The sequence below is a fragment of the Halomonas sp. E14 genome, from assembly GCF_052568415.1.
The window spans coordinates 1487638-1505039 of sequence record NZ_CP199423.1 but is presented as its reverse complement, the minus strand read 5'-3'; the positions used below and the strand labels follow the sequence as shown (position 1 = coordinate 1505039).

The 17402-nt window shown below is 64.9% G+C and carries 17 protein-coding genes and 2 tRNA genes; 11 read left to right on the top strand and 8 right to left on the bottom strand.

Annotated features, from left to right (window positions below):
- Window positions 1–147: 147 nt before the first annotated feature.
- Window positions 148–777: a riboflavin synthase subunit alpha gene (locus tag ACT7B3_RS06965; protein ID WP_445157355.1), complete on the bottom strand. Its 630-nt coding sequence runs from the start codon at window positions 775–777 to the stop codon at window positions 148–150.
- A 409-nt stretch (window positions 778–1186) separates the two neighbouring features.
- Here ACT7B3_RS06965 and ACT7B3_RS06960 point away from each other — a divergent pair, with 409 nt between their 5' ends.
- From ACT7B3_RS06960 to ACT7B3_RS06950, 3 genes are all read left to right on the top strand, one after another.
- The gene (locus tag ACT7B3_RS06960; protein ID WP_445157354.1) at window positions 1187–2275 is read left to right on the top strand and encodes a methionine ABC transporter ATP-binding protein; all 1089 of its coding nucleotides are present in this window, start codon (window positions 1187–1189) and stop codon (window positions 2273–2275) included.
- On the top strand, window positions 2256–2909 hold the full coding sequence (locus ACT7B3_RS06955) for a methionine ABC transporter permease (RefSeq protein WP_445157353.1): 654 nt from the start codon (window positions 2256–2258) through the stop codon (window positions 2907–2909). Before ACT7B3_RS06960 ends, ACT7B3_RS06955 begins: the two co-directional genes overlap by 20 nt.
- 71 nt (window positions 2910–2980) lie before the next feature.
- Window positions 2981–3796: a MetQ/NlpA family ABC transporter substrate-binding protein gene (locus ACT7B3_RS06950; protein ID WP_445157352.1), complete on the top strand. Its 816-nt coding sequence runs from the start codon at window positions 2981–2983 to the stop codon at window positions 3794–3796.
- A 130-nt stretch (window positions 3797–3926) separates the two neighbouring features.
- Here the strand turns inward: ACT7B3_RS06950 and ACT7B3_RS06945 are convergent.
- From ACT7B3_RS06945 to glpK, 3 genes are all read right to left on the bottom strand, one after another.
- Window positions 3927–4003, bottom strand: a tRNA-Val gene (locus tag ACT7B3_RS06945).
- 18 nt (window positions 4004–4021) lie between these two features.
- Window positions 4022–4098: transfer RNA gene (locus ACT7B3_RS06940), tRNA-Val, on the bottom strand.
- A gap of 92 nt (window positions 4099–4190) precedes the next feature.
- Window positions 4191–5678, bottom strand: coding sequence for a glycerol kinase GlpK (glpK, locus tag ACT7B3_RS06935; protein ID WP_445157351.1), 1488 nt, complete (start codon window positions 5676–5678; stop codon window positions 4191–4193).
- Window positions 5679–5839: 161 nt separating this feature from the next.
- Between glpK and ACT7B3_RS06930 the strand changes: the two genes are divergently transcribed.
- Together ACT7B3_RS06930 and glpD are read left to right on the top strand one after the other, a co-directional pair.
- Entirely contained in the window at window positions 5840–6598 is a 759-nt protein-coding gene (locus ACT7B3_RS06930; protein ID WP_444677875.1) for a DeoR/GlpR family transcriptional regulator, read from the top strand.
- Window positions 6599–6740: 142 nt separating this feature from the next.
- Window positions 6741–8243 carry a glycerol-3-phosphate dehydrogenase gene (gene glpD, locus ACT7B3_RS06925; protein WP_445157350.1) on the top strand — a complete coding sequence of 501 codons (1503 nt, stop codon included), beginning with the start codon at window positions 6741–6743 and terminating at the stop codon, window positions 8241–8243.
- A 7-nt stretch (window positions 8244–8250) separates the two neighbouring features.
- Here the strand turns inward: glpD and ACT7B3_RS06920 are convergent, their stop codons facing one another.
- A complete protein-coding gene (locus tag ACT7B3_RS06920; RefSeq protein WP_445157349.1) occupies window positions 8251–9630 on the bottom strand; it encodes a class II fumarate hydratase in 1380 nt (459 codons plus the stop codon).
- A gap of 274 nt (window positions 9631–9904) precedes the next feature.
- Here ACT7B3_RS06920 and ACT7B3_RS06915 point away from each other — a divergent pair, with 274 nt between their 5' ends.
- On the top strand, window positions 9905–10402 hold the full coding sequence (locus ACT7B3_RS06915) for a hypothetical protein (protein WP_445157348.1): 498 nt from the start codon (window positions 9905–9907) through the stop codon (window positions 10400–10402).
- On the opposite strand, the gene ACT7B3_RS06910 is transcribed toward ACT7B3_RS06915, so the two are convergent.
- Window positions 10399–11148: a helix-turn-helix domain-containing protein gene (locus ACT7B3_RS06910; protein WP_445157347.1), complete on the bottom strand. Its 750-nt coding sequence runs from the start codon at window positions 11146–11148 to the stop codon at window positions 10399–10401. The two genes, ACT7B3_RS06915 and ACT7B3_RS06910, sit on opposite strands and share 4 nt — an antisense overlap.
- Window positions 11149–11418: 270 nt before the next feature.
- On the opposite strand from ACT7B3_RS06910, the gene ACT7B3_RS06905 reads away from it, so the two are divergent.
- The 3 genes from ACT7B3_RS06905 to ACT7B3_RS06895 all read left to right on the top strand — a co-directional run bounded on the left by ACT7B3_RS06905 (window position 11419) and on the right by ACT7B3_RS06895 (window position 13667).
- The gene (locus tag ACT7B3_RS06905; RefSeq protein WP_445157346.1) at window positions 11419–12402 is read left to right on the top strand and encodes a diguanylate cyclase; all 984 of its coding nucleotides are present in this window, start codon (window positions 11419–11421) and stop codon (window positions 12400–12402) included.
- A gap of 184 nt (window positions 12403–12586) precedes the next feature.
- Complete coding sequence (locus tag ACT7B3_RS06900; protein WP_444677879.1) at window positions 12587–12961, top strand: phasin family protein; 375 nt, start codon at window positions 12587–12589, stop codon at window positions 12959–12961.
- A 154-nt stretch (window positions 12962–13115) separates the two neighbouring features.
- Window positions 13116–13667 (top strand): carboxypeptidase-like regulatory domain-containing protein, encoded by a 552-nt coding sequence (locus ACT7B3_RS06895; RefSeq protein WP_445157345.1) that lies wholly within the window; start codon window positions 13116–13118, stop codon window positions 13665–13667.
- Between the two features lie 3 nt (window positions 13668–13670).
- On the opposite strand, the gene hda is transcribed toward ACT7B3_RS06895, so the two are convergent.
- Both hda and ACT7B3_RS06885 read right to left on the bottom strand, forming a co-directional pair.
- A complete protein-coding gene (hda, locus tag ACT7B3_RS06890) occupies window positions 13671–14372 on the bottom strand; it encodes a DnaA regulatory inactivator Hda (protein ID WP_445157344.1) in 702 nt (233 codons plus the stop codon).
- Window positions 14369–15445 (bottom strand): AI-2E family transporter, encoded by a 1077-nt coding sequence (locus ACT7B3_RS06885; RefSeq protein ID WP_445157343.1) that lies wholly within the window; start codon window positions 15443–15445, stop codon window positions 14369–14371. The genes hda and ACT7B3_RS06885 overlap by 4 nt, the downstream gene beginning before the upstream one ends.
- Before the next feature lie 155 nt (window positions 15446–15600).
- Between ACT7B3_RS06885 and purM the strand changes: the two genes are divergently transcribed.
- Window positions 15601–16677: a phosphoribosylformylglycinamidine cyclo-ligase gene (purM, locus tag ACT7B3_RS06880; protein ID WP_445157342.1), complete on the top strand. Its 1077-nt coding sequence runs from the start codon at window positions 15601–15603 to the stop codon at window positions 16675–16677.
- Window positions 16674–17402, top strand: a complete 729-nt coding sequence (gene purN / locus ACT7B3_RS06875; protein WP_445157341.1) for a phosphoribosylglycinamide formyltransferase — start codon at window positions 16674–16676, stop codon at window positions 17400–17402. Before purM ends, purN begins: the two co-directional genes overlap by 4 nt.

The following is a 17402-nucleotide window of genomic DNA, read 5'->3' as shown; positions in this document are numbered from 1 at the left end:
TACTCAATGGCGGCTCGCGATGCGAGCCCGGCACCCATCGCCACGCAAGGCGGCGACACGGTTCGCTCTGTATAAGCAAAGTCTGCGCCAGGCGCCACAACGGCAGCCAACGCAGACTTGACGAAACGGATGTTTTACCCGCCCTGCTCAGGCTCCTCGCGCCTCGAGCACCCGCTCCACCGTTTCCACGATGGCTTGGGTCTGGGGGTCGATTTCGATATTCACGCGGTCGCCGGGAATGCGGTCGACCAGGGTGGTCCGCGCCAGCGTCTCGGGGATCAGGTCGACGCAGAAGCGCGGGCCATGCTCTGCATTCGCTCGCCGCGCCTGCCCGATCGTCAGGCTGATGCCATCGACCCCGACATAGCCCTTGTCGAACAGGAAACGGCCCAGCGCATGCGGTACCTCGAACCACAGCCGGCGGTTGTTGGGCGCCTCATCCAGCTCCACCAGCTCGGCCATGGCCATGACGTGCCCGGACATCGCATGGCCGCCAATTTCATCACCGAAACGTGCCGCGCGCTCGATATTGACCCGGTCGCCCACCTGCACTGCACCAAGATTGGTCACGCGCAGCGTTTCGCGCATCAGATCGAAGCTCACTTGCTCCCTTTCAATACGGGTCACGGTGAGACACACGCCGTTGTGGGCCACTGAGGCGCCGAGTGCCAAGCCTTCGCGCAGCGCCTCAGGCAGTTCCACGATATGGGTTCGGAACGCTTCGGCTTCCTCGATGGCGACGATGACCGCCGTACCCTGAACGATGCCCGTAAACATGGCTGACTCCTCAGCTGCCCGGCTAGGCGATGGACGAAAGGCGAAGTGTAAAGAAGTTGCGGCCCGAACGTCTATCTGCCGCGGCAAGACACCACCCGCCATTAAGGAATAAAAACCTGCATTTACTTTCAGAAAAAGGATTTCTTTCTGCCCCAAACCCGCCTACTGCAAACATGAACCAGATAAATTGACAACATTCGCCATTGGTCGTAAGATGCTCGCCACATTTTCAGGCGCCGATTTGTACCCGGATTGCGGGCGCCCACGTTGCTGCATCGGCTTGCCGAGGTTCGACGTGAAGTGCAGCTAAAAGGGTGTGTCCAGCGTTGATGGCCACCCGCCAGGGTGGCCTTTTTTTGTTTCGGCGCTCCCACTGCCGCCCGCACGGCATGCCTACAGTGGAAGCCAGATGATCACGCTACGCAACGTTTCCAAGAGCTATACGCTCAGCAGCGCCAAGCGAGGCCTTCGCCTCGGCGCATCCCGACCCGCCGCCACGCGCACGGTCGAGGCCTTGAAAAACGTCGACCTCCATGTCCCCAAGGGCAGCATCCACGGGGTAATAGGCCTGTCCGGTGCCGGCAAATCCACGCTGATCCGCTGCGTCAACCTGCTCGAACGACCGACCACAGGCAGCGTCGTGGTAGACGGCCAGGAGATGACCTCGCTCTCCTCCGCTGAGCTCAATCGTGCACGCCACCGCATCGGCATGATTTTCCAGCACTTCAACCTGCTCACCACGCGCAACGTCTACGACAACGTGGCGCTGCCGCTCGAGCTGATGGGCATGACGCGAGCCGCCATCCGCGAGCGCGTGATGCCGCTGCTGGCGCTCACCGGCCTGGCAGACAAGGTTCGCCAGTACCCGGCACAGCTCTCCGGCGGCCAGAAGCAGCGCGTCGCCATCGCCCGCGCCCTGGCCAGCGAGCCCCGCGTGCTGCTGTGCGACGAAGCCACCTCGGCCCTCGATCCCCAGACCACCGGCTCCATTCTGGCCCTGCTGCGCGAGATCAACCAGCAGCTCGGCCTCACCATCCTGCTCATCACCCACGAAATGGAAGTGGTGAAGTCGATCTGCCACCGGGTGAGCCTGATCTCCGCAGGCGAACTAGTCGAAGAGGCCGAGGTTGGCGATTTCTTCACCGCACCGAAAACCCGGCTGGGACGCGAGTTTCTCAACGACTTCCTGCAGCTCGAGCCGCCCAAGGCGCTGGTCGAGCGGCTCGAGGAGGCACCCAGCGACCACACCCACCCCGTGGTGCGGCTGGCGTTCTCCGGCGATACCGTCTCGACGCCGCTGATCTCGCGCCTGGCGCGCGAATGCGGGGTCGACGTCAGCATTCTTCAGGCCAAGGTGGAGTCGATTCAGGAGCGCACGCTGGGGCTGATGATCGCCGAGTTGCTCGGCTCCCCCGAGCAGACCCGCCGCGCCATCGACTATCTCGAAGAACACGACCTGCATGTGGAGGTGCTCGGCCATGTCCAGCGCGATGATTGATCTGATCCTCCAGGCGACCCTGGATACGCTCTACATGGTCGCCGTGTCCGGCGTGATCTCGGCGCTGCTCGGCGTGCCGCTGGGCGTGCTGCTCTACGTCACCCGCCCACGCCAGATCCTGGCCCGCCCGGTGCTCAACCAGGTGCTGGGCATGGTGACCAACATTGGCCGCTCGATCCCTTTCATCATTCTGATGGTGGCGATCATCCCCTTCACGCGCATGATCGTGGGCACTTCGATCGGCACCAATGCCGCCATCGTGCCGCTGACCATTGCCGCCATTCCGTTCGTCGCGAGGCTGGTCGAAGGTGCGCTCAACGAAATTCCCCCTGGCCTGGTCGAAGCCGCCCAGTCGATGGGCGCCACCCCCTACCAGATCATCCGCAAGGTGCTGCTGCCGGAAGCGCGGGGCGGCATCATCACCGGGCTGACCATCACCGTGGTTACGCTGGTCAGTTATTCGGCCATGGCCGGCGCGGTGGGCGGCGGCGGGCTGGGAGATCTGGGCATTCGCTACGGCTACAACCGCTTCAACCCCACCATCATGCTGATCACCGTCGCCATTCTGGTGATCATGGTGCAGGGCTTCCAGAGTCTGGGCGACGCCCTGGTACGCAAGAGCGACCGCAAGTAACGCATCGACCCAGCCCATTATCGTCATCGCTGTGACACCGCCACCCTGGCGACACAACCAAGGAGAGTGACATGCAAGTGACCCTCAACCGCCTGTTCGGCATCGCCGCTCTGGCCAGCGCCGTCATGCTGGCCGGCTGCGGCAACGACGACAGCGCCGCGGAAACTCGTACGATCAAGGTCGGCACCATGTCGGGGCCGGAATCCGAGGTCATGGAAGTAGCCGTGCAGATCGCCCGGGACCGCTACGACCTGACCGTGCAAGTCATCGAGTTTACCGACTATGTCTCGCCGAACGCGGCGCTGGCCGACGGCAGCCTCGACGCCAACGCCTTCCAGCACGAGCCCTACCTGCGCAGCATGATCGAAGACCGCGGCTACAACCTGGCCGTGGCGGGGTACACCTTCGTCTATCCGATCGGCGCCTACTCGACGCGTCACGAGGCCATCGAAGCGTTGCCGGAGCGCGCCCTCATCGCGCTGCCCAACGATCCCACCAACGGCGGTCGTGCCATGATCCTGATGCACAACGCCGGGCTGATCACGCTCGATGACCCGGAAAACCTCGAAGCGACGCCGGTCAACGTGGTCGAGAACCCGCAGAATTTCCGCTTCCGTGAGATCGAGGCCGCCCAGCTGCCGCGCGTGCTGCCTGACGTCGACCTGGCCTTCATCAACAACACCTTCGCCCAGCCGGCCGGCCTGAGACTGGACGATGCATTGATCCGCGAAGGCGCCGAATCGCCCTACGTCAACCTGATCGCCGTACGTGCCGGCGACGAGGAGCGCGAGGAGATTCGCCAGCTGGTCTCCGCCTACCAGAGCGAAGAAGTGGCCCAGCGGGCCTATGAACTCTTCGACGGCGGCGCCGTACCCGGCTGGGAATAAGCACCCCGCGAGCGGTAGACAGCGGGCCGGCGCCTTCGAGCGGCGGCCCGTTGCCCGCCGTTAAAGCCGTTCATTGACCCGCGCATGGCAAAACGCCCCGTGACGCAAGGTCACGGGGCGTTTCGGAATCTGGTAGGACCAGGCGGATTTGAACCGCCGACCTCCACGATGTCAACGTGGCGCTCTAACCAACTGAGCTATGGTCCTGCTGGCAAATCGAATGACTGGTAGGACCAGGCGGATTTGAACCGCCGACCTCCACGATGTCAACGTGGCGCTCTAACCAACTGAGCTATGGTCCTGTATCAGACAACCTAAGTCAGACGCTGCCTTGCTGCCAATACCGCGTGGCAACGGATGCATATCTTACCGATATCGCTGACATTTGCAAGCCTCACGGCGCGCTTTTGACCCGCTCCACCGCTTCCAGCCAACCCTGATAAAGTCGTTCTCGCTCGGCGTCGGGCATCTGGGGTTCGAAGCTCGACTCGCAGTGCCACAGTTCGGCGATTTCGTCGAGGTCGCGATACCAGCCCAGCCGCAGCCCAGCGAGATAAGCCGCTCCCAGCGCCGTTGTCTCGAGCACACGGGGCCGATCGACGCGCACGCCCAGCATATCGGCCAGGAACTGCACCAACCAGGCGTTGGCCGCCATGCCACCATCGACCCGCAACGTGCCGGGCTCGACGCCCATGTCATCGCTCATGCAGCGCTGCAAGTCACGGGTCTGGTAGCACACCGCCTGCAACCCGGCGGCGACGATCTCCGCGATGCCGGTATCGCGAGTCAAACCGAAAATCGCGCCGCGCGCCTTGGGATCCCAGTGCGGAGCCCCCAGCCCCGTGAAGGCCGGCACCAGATAGACGCTGTGACCCGCACGGGTCTGGCTGGCCAGCGCCTCGGTCTCGGCCGCATCGGCGAACAGCTTGAGGCCATCGCGCAGCCACTGCACGGCGGCACCGGCGACGAAGATGCTGCCCTCCATGGCATAGGTGGGCTTGCCGCGCAACCGGTATGCCACCGTGGTCAACAGCCGGTTGCGCGACATGGCCGCCGTGTCGCCCGTGTTCACCACCATGAAGCAGCCGGTGCCATAGGTGCTTTTGGCCATACCCGGCTGGAAGCACGCCTGGCCCACCAGCGCGGCCTGCTGGTCTCCCGCCACGCCGGCGATCGGCAGCGCCCCGCCCAGCCACTTGGCCTCGGTCATGCCGAAGTCGTCGCTCGAGTCGCGCACCTCGGGCAGCAGCGCGGCAGGAATGTCGAACAGGGCGAGCAGCCTTTCGTCCCACCGCTGTGTATGAATATTGAACAGCAGCGTGCGCGATGCATTGGTAGCATCAGTGGCATGCACCTCGCCTCCGGTCAGCCGCCACAGCAAGAAGGTGTCGACGGTGCCGAACGCCAGCTCGCCGCGCTCGGCCCGCTCTCGCGCTCCTTCCACGTTGTCCAGTAGCCAGGCCAGCTTGGTTGCCGAGAAGTAGGGATCGATCAGCAGCCCCGTGCTCGCCTGCACCAGGGCTTCGTGACCTTGCGCCTGCAGCCTTGAGCATGCCTCGGCCGTGCGCCTGTCCTGCCACACGATAGCCGGATAGACCGGCTCCCCGGTCTGACGATCCCACAGCAGCGTCGTCTCGCGCTGGTTGGTCATGCCAATCCCGGCGATGGCGTCGACCGCCACCCCGGTATCGCGAATCACCTGGCGACAAGTATCGAGCACCGTGTCCCAGATCGCCTCGGGATCGTGCTCGACCCAGCCGTCGCGAGGGTACTGCTGGGCGAACTCCTGCTGCGCGACGCCTGCCACGCGCCCCTGGCGATCGAACAGGATCGCTCGCGAACTGGTGGTTCCCTGATCGATGGCAAGCAGATAGTCGGCCATGGCACGCCCCGTCCCGTCATGTTCGTTTTTGATCATTTAGGGTACTGTAGTAGGTTCGCAACGCGCCAGCCTCCTCGAATACCCGGCGCACCAACGTCCGCCGTGCCGACGGGCCCGCCCGCGGCCAGACCCGCCCATGGCAAGAGCCCAAGGGAGCCGAGATGAACCAGCAACAGCGCCAAGCGGCCATCGTCGACCTGGTGAAGCGCCAGGGATACGCCAGCATCGAACAGCTGACCGAGCATTTTTCGGTGACGCCGCAAACCATTCGCCGCGATCTGAATGCCCTGGCCGAAGAAGGCCTGATCCGCCGGGTGCATGGCGGTGCAGGCCTCGAGTCGAGCACGGTGAACACCGCCTATAGCACGCGCAAGAGCCTAAACCTGGAGGCCAAGCAGCGCATCGCGGCACTGGTGGCCAGGCATATTCCCGATCACGCCTCGCTGTTCATTAACATCGGCACCAGCAACGAAGTCGTGGCCGAGGCGCTGCTCGAGCACGAGGGGCTCGAGGTCATTACCAACAACCTCAACGTGGCGGCCATTCTCCAGCACAAGGAGGATTTCAACGTGATCGTAGCCGGCGGCCAGGTGCGCTCGCGCGATGGCGGCATCATCGGCGAGGCGACCATCGACTTCATCAACCAGTTCAAGGTCGATTTCGGCATTATCGGCATCAGCGGCATCGACGAGGACGGCTCACTACTGGAGTTCGACTATCAGGAAGCCCGGGTCGCCCAGGCGCTCATCCGCAACTCGCGCAAGGTCTTCCTCATCGCCGACCACTCGAAGTTCCATCGCAACCCAGTGGTACGTCAGGGCAACATCGCCCAGCTCGACGCCCTGTTCACCGACCGCCAGCCCCCGGAGAGTATCCTGCACCTTATGCAGGCCAATGACGTGGCACTGCATATCGCCTAACGCCCGCTCTCGCTGTACGCCACCGGCATCTTGCCCGCCGGCAATCTTCGCACGCCCTCTTGATGTTCGTTTTCGATTGGTCTATGTTCGTTTTCAACCATTACAGGCCGGCACGTGCCGGCGATCGATCGGAGCCTCACCCATGGCATCTCCCTCCCACGACCTGCTTGATCTCTTCGTGATCGGCGGCGGCATCAACGGTACCGGCATCGCCAACGATGCAGCCGGTCGCGGGCTCAGCGTGGGATTGTGCGAACAGGCCGACCTCGCCGGCGCAACTTCGTCAGCCAGCAGCAAATTGATCCATGGCGGCCTGCGCTATCTGGAGCACCACGAGTTTCGCCTGGTGGGAGAAGCGCTGCGCGAGCGTGAGATCCTGCTGAACAAGGCACCCCACATCATCTGGCCGCTGCGGTTCATCCTGCCCCACCGCTCGCACCTGCGCCCTGCCTGGATGATCCGCGCCGGCCTGTTCCTTTATGACCATCTTGGCAAGCGCAAGACCCTGCCCGGCTCGCACGGTGTTCGTTTCACGCCGAGCGACCCACTCAGGGCCGACATCAAGCGCGGATTCGAATATTCGGACTGCTGGGTAGACGATGCCCGCCTGGTGGTGCTCAACGCCCTGCAGGCACATCAGCAGGGGGCCGAGATCCTGGTGCGGACCCGCTGTGTCGGCCTACGCGAAGCGCAGGGGCGCTGGCATATCGAGCTGGAAGACCAGCGCAGCGGCGAACGCTTCGAACGCCAGGCCAGAACGCTGGTCAATGCTGCCGGCCCTTGGGTAGAGCGCGTCGTGCGCGAGCAGGCCAAGCGCCCCTCGCGCTATTCGATTCGCATGATCCAGGGCAGTCATATCATCGTGCCGCGGCTCAACCAAGACGAGCGCGCCTATATCCTGCAGAACGACGATCGCCGTATCGTCTTCGTGCTGCCCTACGAGGATGATTTTAGCCTGATCGGCACCACCGACCGTCGCTACGAGGGCGATCCGCGCCGAGTCGCCGCCAGCGAGGAGGAGATCGCCTACCTGCTCGGCGTCGTCAATGCCCACTTCCGCAAGCCCCTGGCACGTCAGGATGTGATTGCCACCTACGCCGGGGTGCGTCCGCTGTGCGACGACGAGTCCACCGACCCTTCCGCCATGACCCGCGACTACACCCTTGCGCTGGACGCCTCCGGCGCTCCCCTGCTCTCGGTCTTCGGCGGCAAGATCACCACCTATCGCAAGCTGGCAGAGGCCGCCTTGCAGCAGCTCGCCCCCGCCCTGCCCCACATGGGCCCCAGTTGGACGGCGACGGCCCCGCTGCCGGGCGGCGACATCGACAATCAGTCCAGCTTCACCGAGCGGCTGCTGAAGGAGTACCCGTGGCTTGGCGCCGAGCGAGCCGCCCGCTTCGCTCGCAGCTACGGCAGCCTGTGCCTGACCTTCCTGCAGGGTGCCACCAGCGAGCGCGACCTCGGCGAGCACTTCGGAGGCGGCCTCAGCGCCGCCGAAGTGAACTACCTGATCGGCCACGAGTGGGCCCTGAGCGGCGAAGACATCCTGCAGCGGCGTACCAAGCTCACCCTGCGTCTGACGCCGCGCCAGGTCGAACGCCTCGGCGCCTACATCACCGCGCAGCGCGAAGGCCTGGCCGCCTGAAAGCCGCCTATTCGGGGATACCGCCGCGCGTCAGGCGCTGCGGGTCGAGCAGGCGCTCGAGCTCTTCGCGGCCGAGGTCGGTCTGCTCTTCGGCGACGTCGATGATCGGCCGCCTGGCCTGGTAGGCGGATTTGGCAATCGCCGCCGCGGCATCGTAGCCAATCACACCGTTCAGCGCCGTGACGAGGATGGGATTGCGCGCCAGCGGCTCGGCCAGCCGGTCTTCCCTGACGCGGAAGGTGGCGATCGCTCGCTCGCCGAGCAGCCGTGCCGTGTTGCTCATCAGTGTGATGGACGTTAGCAGGTTGCTCGCAATCAGCGGCAGCATCACGTTGAGCTGGAAGTTGCCGCTCTGGCCGGCCACGGCGACCGCCGCGTCCAGCCCCATCACCTGCGCCGCCGCCTGGGCGGCGGATTCTGGAATCACCGGGTTGACCTTGCCCGGCATGATCGAGCTGCCCGGCTGCAATGCCTCCAGCTCGATCTCGCCCAGCCCGGCCAGCGGCCCGGAGTTCATCCAGCGCAGGTCATTGGCGATCTTCATGATCACGCAGGCCAGCCCCCGCAGCTGCCCGGAGAGCTCGACGGCGGCATCCTGGGCCCCCAGGCTGGCAAAGAAGCTGTCGTTGGGCACAAATTCCAGGCCGGTCTGCTCGCTCAGGTCACGCGCCATGCGCTCGGCGAACTCCGGGTGGGCATTGATCCCGGTGCCCACCGCCGTGCCACCCTGCGCCAGCCGGCACAGTCGCAGCAGGGTGCTGTCCAGCCGCTCGATCGCTTGCCCGACCTGGCTCGACCAGCCCCCCAGCTCCTGCCCGAGGCGCAGCGGCATCGCATCCATGAGATGGGTGCGCCCGGTCTTTACCACGTGGTCCAGCTCAACGGCGCGCTCATCGATGGTCGCGCGCAGCTGCACCAGTGCCGGGCGCAGGCGGGCGGTGACTTCCAGCGCGGCGGACAGGTGGATCGCGGTAGGAATGACGTCGTTGCTCGACTGCCCCATGTTGACGTGGTCATTCGGGCCGACGCTTAGCCCCTCGCGGCTGGCCAGGTGGGCCACCACCTCGTTGACGTTCATGTTGCTGGAGGTGCCCGACCCGGTCTGGAACACATCCACCGGAAACTGGTCGTCGTGCCGACCGTCGATGACGGCTTGGGCAGCCTGCGTGATGGCCACGGCCCGCTCATCATCGAGCAGGCCCAGCGCCTGGTTGACTCTGGCCGCGGCCAGCTTGATGCGTGCAATGGCATGGATGAATGCCGTCGGCATGGGCTGCCCCGAAACCGGGAAGTTTTCCACCGCCCGCTGGGTCTGGGCGCCGTAAAGCGCCTGGGCCGGCACGCGCAGCTCGCCCATGCTGTCGCGCTCGCTACGAAAGTCGCTCATGTCGCTCCCTCGTCTGCCTCTTGTTGCCTTCACCATGGAGGCTCGTCCCGAGCCTTGCAAGCACAGCACAATCGCATGCGGACGACAGGCAGGCGCAACACACGATTTGACGAATATCAAGTCAACAATTTGATACACCGATATCGGCTGGGGATTTGATAATTATCGTCGCACGCAGCGTGGCGAGTTGCTTACTATGCCTTCGCCATCGCCACCCGAGGCGGCGGTACACAATGAAGGCCGGATGGCCAGAACAACGACAGCGGATCTTGTCATGACACCCACGACCCTCGCACTTACGCTCCTGCCCCAGGAACAGCTCACCCTCGCTTACACCCACGAGGCAGGCGAACTGCAACGCTATCGCCGACTCTCGCTTAGCTTCCTACCGGCAATGCCGCATGCCAGCCAGCTCATGGCGTCCCTGGGCAATCAGTGCGAGCAGCGCCTGAAGGCCCTGCGAGCCGTTGCTCACGACATGGCGCTGGGCGCCTGCGTGGAAGAAAAACCGCGCGACGCCGGCAGCTTTGCCATGACGCACAGCCACGCCTTCATCGTGGATGACATCATGGGCGAGCAGGTGCTGCAGCAAGCCCTCGGCGCGGCCATCGAGTCGCACCACTTCTTCCAATGGCTCAGCGATACCAATGCCACGCCGGAGCTGCACCGCCCCTTCCTGGCGTTCGCCCAGCAGAAGGAGAGCGAAGCACGCGTGATGCTCGAATTCATCGAGCAGCGCAACGGCATCGCCCTGCGCCGCAGCGCCGGCTAAGCGCCATCGGAACGACGCTGGCGCCGCCCGGTGGACTCCGCCAGCAGCGCCAGCCGCTCGAGGTCCAGCAAATGATAGTCACGCCCGCGCACGCTGAGCAGCCGGTTGGCCTGGAGCGCCGTCAGGGTCCGGCCCACCGTCTCATGGGTCAGGCCCAGGTAGTTGCCCATCTCGCTGCGGGAGATGGGCAGCCGGAAATGGCGCGACGAGAATCCTCGCTGACGAAAGCGCTCGGAAACGGCCAGCAGGAAGCAGGCCAGGCGCACCTCCGCCTTCTTGCTGAGCAGCAGGTGCAACCGCTGGCGCTCCTCGTGCATGGCCTGGCTGAGGTTGGCCATCAGGCGTCGGCGCAGTCCGGGCAGGCGGCCGCACAGGGCGTCCAGCTCGGCGAAGGGAAACTCGCAGAGCGTGGTGGTTTCCAGCGCCACCACATCTCCCGCAATGCGCTCGCTGCCGATAGCGTCGAATCCGACCATGTCGCCGGGCAGGCACAGCGCCGTGACCAGCATTTCCGCACAGTCCGTGACGGTCACCTGCTTGAGGCTGCCGGAGCGCACGGCAAAGAGGCTGGTGAACGAATCGTTCTGGCGCACAAGAAGCTGCCCCTTCTCCAGCCGAAGCGGCGCCGGAATGATGGCGTCGAGCTGCGCCGATTCCTGGTGGGTCAATCCATGCGCCAGGCACAGGGCGCCGAGAAAGCAGGTGCTGCAGCTGGCAAAGGAAGCGTTCCGTGTCTGCCCGTTCATGCTTGAACCGCCGTTTTCGTTTCATTTCACTTAGCGATGTCCTGTGAGTATAGAAAAGCACCCCCATCCCGCCGGCTGAGATGCACCATGCCGGGAAGCCGCACAGGCTTTGTCACCACCCCGGAACCGAATGAAAAAAACCATGCTGCAACAAGAGCTTCGCCAAACTAAGGTTATGCTGCGGCGCGATACCATAACGATGAGCAGGCAGGCCAGGCAGGGCTGGACGAACGGAGCTTGCGAATAAAAGGACTTACGGAGGGATATCAGATGATTACGTCATCCTTGATGGCGTCTCACTTTCTGGACAGGATCAATGCCAACGCCGGTATGATGCTGCTGCGCAGCCTTTGGGAATATTGCCCGGAGCAAATGTTCATCGTACGGGTGGAAGGGCCCGGCGAGTACATCGTCGAAGCCGTGAACCCGACTCGCCTGGCCACGCTGCGCGACGATGCCGCCTGCATCGGCGAACGCATCGAGAAAGTGCTTCCCACTCCGACTTGCAGCCGAATCACCGCCTATTTCACTCGCTGCGTCGAGACCCGGGCTCCGCTACGCTACGAGGAAGAAGGCGAAAGTCTGGACCCACATGGCAACCAGCGTCAGGGGCTGTGGCAGACGCTGCTGATTCCGCTCACCGGCTCGTCGGGCCAGGTCACCCACCTATTCGGCATCTCCAAGGAGGCCACGCCGGCCAGCCTCAAGGAAGACGAGACGCTGGAGCGCCGCGTGCTGGAGCGCACCGCCGAGCTGATGGCGGCCAACCAGAAGCTGACGCACTTGGCCACCCATGACCACCTTACCGATACCTTCAACCGACGCCACTTCATGGAGCTGGCCGAGACTGAGCTCCGGCGTGCCTACCGTTACAACCTGTCGCTGTGCCTGATGATGCTCGATATCGACAACTTCAAGGGGATCAACGACGAGCGGGGCCACCCCGCCGGCGATAAAGCGCTGAGCGATGTCTCACGCTCAATTCGCAGCAGCGTGCGGGAAAGCGACCTGGTCGGACGCTACGGCGGCGATGAATTTCTCATTCTCATGCCCGAAACCCAGGCCGACGGTGCCCGCGAGATTGCCGAACGACTGCGCAGCACCCTGCTCCAGACCAGCGGGTTGACCATCAGCATCGGCATCGCCTCCCTGCGGCCAGGCGATCAGTTCGTCGACGACCTGATTCGTCGCGCCGACCAGTTGATGTTCCAGGCCAAGCGCAACGGGCGCAATCGGATTGAAATCATGGCCTGAAGGCAGCCCCACCCAACCGCCCGGCGGCAGCCGGCACATGCCTTCCGCGACGCATGATCCACAAGAAATCCGTGGCACATAACGAAACGAGAAAAATGTTGCAGTGCAAAAAAGGCTTTGATACGTTGCCATCAACGGAGCGGAATCACCGCTCGGCACGTTAGCGACCACGGAGATTTCCGCCATGAAAAATGCCTTCAACTTCAACGCCTTTAGCTTTGACACCAAGCAGCTCGACTCGCTCTTCACCGGTCCGGCCCGCGCCTATGCCTCGCTGTCGGTCGATTACACCGAGAAGCTGGTCAACGCCCAGTACGAGGCCACCAAGGCCTATGCCGATGCCAGCCTGGCCCAGCTGCGCGGCCTGCTGAACGTCCAGGATGCCGCCGGACTGCGCACCTATTTGGAAGGTCAGCAGCAGGTTGCCAAGGAACTGGGCGAGCGCTTCAAGGGCGATGCCGAGAAGGTCGTCGCCCTGAACCAGGACTTCTTCCAGCAGAGCCAGAAGCTGGCGGAAAGCAACCTGAAGCAGGCGCAGACCGCTTCCCAGGCGAAGTAAGCCGGCGCGGCCCGACGGCCGCCCGCTTCACGCAGCAGCCCCCGGCGAGCTTGACTCGCCGGGGGCTGCGCTTTTTCAGCTCACGGGCTGTCTGCGCGACTCATTCATCGTTTATTCTCGTAGCGGCACGGGCATAGCCAAAAGGAAGCAAGACATGAAAGCCTGGATCATTCCGGCCCTACTGGGCCTGTCGCTTGCCGGTTGTCAAATGATCGAGCCAGGGCCGCCCCCTGAGCGGATCGAAGTCATTGATATCAGCGATCCCGATGCGCCACAGGCCGAGCCTTCCGCGCGCGCCCCGGCGCCCGAACCAGGCCGGGTGGCGCGTCAGGTCGCCTTTCCCGCCGCCGAATACGCCGCATTGCCCAAGTCGGGCAGCGCTTCGCTCAGCGGCAGGCTCAGCCTCAACGGCACGCCGGGCGGCAACGAGACGATATCTGTCGCCCCCGTCACCACGTACTCGGCCGAGGCCGCCGAGCACGCCCTGGCCGGACGCGCCGTGGAGCGTGCCGATCCGCGTGCCCAGGCCTATACCCACAATGCGCGCACCGACGGCAACGGCCACTTTTCGCTGCAGGGGCTGCCACCGGGTGAGTTCTACGTGTCGGGGAGCATGGTCAACCCGGCCAACGGTCAGCGCCAGGTGATCCTGCGCCAGGTCTCGCTGCGCAACGGCCAGCGCCTCGAGGTCAATCTCAGCCGCTAGGCGCTACCAGCCCAGCGCCTGCTTGACGAAGGGAATCGTCAGCTTGCGCTGGGCGGAGAGCGACGCCCGGTCCAGCTCGGCGAGCGCCTCGAACAACTCATCCAGCCGCCGCGAACCGCGATGCAGGATATAGCGCGCCACCTCATCGGGCAGCTGCATGCCACGCACCCGGGCGCGCAGCTGCAGGGCCTTGAGGCGCTCGCCGTCGTCGAGCCGCTGCAGCTGGAAGGTCACCCCCCAGGTCAGCCGCGACGCCAGGTCGGGCAGCTTCACCGGTAGCTGACGCGGCGCAGCCCCTGCCGATACCACCAGGCGCTTGCCGGCATCACGCAAGCGGTTGAAGGCATGGAAAAGCCCCTCTTCCCAGCGGCGGCGGCCGATCACCGAATCGATATCGTCGATGGCCACCAGGTCAAGCCGCTCAGCATCCTCGAGCATCAGCGGCGGGAAGTGCCCCAGCTCGCGCAGGGGCAGGTAGAGGGCCCGCAGGTCGCGATCCGAGGCGGCATGGCAGGCGGCCTGCAGCAGGTGGCTGCGCCCACTGCCCGGCGCACCCCAGAGATAGAGGAAAGGCTCGCCGTCGGCTTCCGGCTGGCGCGAAAGATGCTCTAGCAGGCTGGCGTTTGCCGCCGGCAGAAAGCTGTCGAAGGTGGCATCGTCACGCAGCCCGACCCCCAGGGGCAGCTGCGCCGGCGCTCGGCTCATGCGGAATCCTCGTCACAGCCCGGTCGCTTGCTGGCATCGTAGAGCGTGCTCTGCATGTAGCGATCCTTGAGTTCGCGCAAGAGTACCATGATCACGGCGGCGGCCGGCAGCGCCAGCAGCACGCCGGTGAAACCGAACAGATTGCCGCCGGCCAGTACGGCGAAGATGACCGCCACCGGATGCAGCCCGATGCGATCCCCCAGCAGCTTGGGCTGCAGCAGCACGCTTTCGATGACCTGCCCTACCGTGAACACGCCGACCACTCCCAGCAGCGGCAGGAGGCTGCCGAACTGGAAGAAAGCCACGATCAGCGCCACGCTGATGCCAACGATAAAGCCGAGGAACGGCACGATACTGGCCAGCCCCGCCAGCATGCCGATCAACAGACCAAAGCGAAGCCCCATCGCCGTGAGGCCGATAGCGTAAATCGCGCCCAGCGTCAGCATAACCAGCAGCTGCCCGCGCAGGAAGGCCGAAAGCACCTCGTCGCAGCGCTGCGACAGGCGGACCGCGTCGGGCTCGAGCCGGCGCGGTACCAAGGCGCGCAGGTTGGTCAACAGCCGCTCCCAGTCGAGCAGCAGGTAGAACGTCACCACCGGGATCAGGGCGAAATAAGTGACCCAGGCCAGAAATGCCGCACCGGAGCGCCCCACCTGTCCGAGAAACTGGGCCAGGTAGCCACCGGCGTCCTGCCAATGCTGACCGAGCGTTTCCTGCAGGTTGTCGAGGTCGGCGGCCACGTCCAGGCCCGTCCATGCGCGAATCTGCGGCGCCAGCGCCGTCTCGACCCACTCGAAGATACCGGGAATCACCTGACCGAACTGGCGCGCCTGCTGGATCGCCAGCGGAATGAGCACCAGCAGCGCCACCACCAGTATCAACGTGAGTACCAGGAACACCAGGCTGACGGCCAGGGTTCGCGACATGCCCCAGCGCTGGAAGCGATTGGCCAGCGGATCGGCTAGGTAGGCCAGGATCAAGCCGGCAATGAACGGCATCAGCATCGTTTCCAACTGGAACAGCAGCCACACCATGGCCACCGCCCCGATCAGGACCCACCACTCTCTACGCATCCCACCTCCCTGCGTTGGCTATCCACGGCGATGCGAGCCGTGCGTCGTGATGCTACAATTCCGGCCCGATCTTGCCCACTGCGCCTCGCCGCCAAGGCGGCCGGGCGTCGCACCAGCCAATGAACCACTCACCGCGTTTGCGTACAGGACAGGCCATGACCGATTCCACCTCTCCCCACTCCGACAAGGCATCGCTGAGCTACAAGGATGCCGGCGTCGACATCGATGCCGGCAATGCCTTGGTCGATCGCATCAAGGGCGTGGCCAAGCGCACCCTGCGCCCCGAGGTGATGGGTGGGCTGGGCGGCTTCGGCGCCCTGTGCCAGCTGCCCTCCGGCTATCGCGAACCGGTACTGGTCTCGGGCACCGACGGCGTGGGCACCAAGCTGCGCCTTGCCATGGACCTCGGCCGCCACGACAGCATCGGCATCGACCTGGTGGCCATGTGCGTCAACGACCTGGTGGTGGCCGGCGCCGAGCCGCTGTTTTTCCTCGACTACTATGCCACGGGCAAGCTCGATGTGGACATCGCCGCCGACGTGGTGGCCGGCATCGGCGAAGGCTGCGAGCGGGCCGGCTGCGCCCTGGTGGGGGGTGAAACGGCCGAGATGCCCGGCATGTACGAGGGCAGCGACTACGATCTGGCCGGCTTCTGTGTCGGCGTGGTGGAGAAATCCGAGATCCTCGACGGCAGCCAGGTCGGCGAAGGCGACGTGCTGCTGGGCATCGCCTCCAGCGGCGCGCACTCCAACGGCTATTCGCTGATCCGCAAAATCCTCGACGTCAGCGGCGCATCGCTGGATACCGCCATCGACGGCCAGTCGCTGGGCGACGCCCTGCTCGCCCCTACCCGCATCTACGTCAAGCCGCTGCTATCGCTGATCAAGGAGAGCGGCATCGCCGTTCACGCGCTGTCCCATATCACCGGGGGCGGCCTGCTGGAAAACGTGCCGCGGGTGCTGCCCGAGCACCTGGCCGCTCGCATCGACGTGAAGCGCTGGACCCGCCCCGCGCTGTTCGACTGGCTGCAGCAGCAGGGCAACGTAGCAGAGACGGAAATGTACCGCGTGCTCAACTGCGGCATCGGCATGGTCGTGGTGGTGCCTGCCGACAAGGCCGATCAGGCGCGTGCGCACCTGCAGGCCCAGGGTGAGACGGTCTATCGCATTGGCGAAATCATCGCCCGCGGTGATGGCGAGGAAGCGGTGCAGCTGGAGAATCTGGGGGCATGAGTGGAGCGTACGACGGCGACACGATGACGGACTTCACCCCCGAGCCCACCGGGGCACGCCGGGTGGTGGTGCTGATCTCGGGCAGCGGCAGCAACCTGCAGGCGCTGATCGACGAGCAAACCCACGACCGTCTGGGCGGTGAGATCGTGGCGGTGATCTCTAACGTGGCCGATGCCTACGGCCTGCAGCGCGCCCGCGACGCAGGTATCGACGCCGTGGTGTTGCCCCACGGCGAATACGACAGCCGCGACAGCTACGACGCCGCGCTGATCAAGGTGATCGAGCGCCACGAGCCGGACCTGGTGGTGCTTGCCGGCTTCATGCGCATCCTCACGCCGCGCTTCGTGCAGCGCTTCCATGGCCGCATGCTCAACATCCACCCCTCCCTGTTGCCCGCCTACCGTGGCCTGAATACCCACGCCAAGGCGTTGGCCGACGGCGTGACCGAGCACGGCTGCAGCGTGCACTTCGTCACCGAGGAGCTCGACGGCGGCCCGGTCGCCATCCAGGCCGTGGTGGCGGTGAGCGAGGGCGAGACCGAAGCCAGCCTGAAGGAGAAGGTGCACGCCCGGGAGCACCTGATCTACCCCATCGCGGTGAAGTGGTTCCTCGAGGGGCGCCTGCGCCTGGAAGGCGAAGTCGCCCAGCTCGACGGCACTCCGCTGCCGCCCCAGGGGCTACGCCTCTCCCACGCCGACGCCGCCGAAGAGCTGGACGAAGAGTAA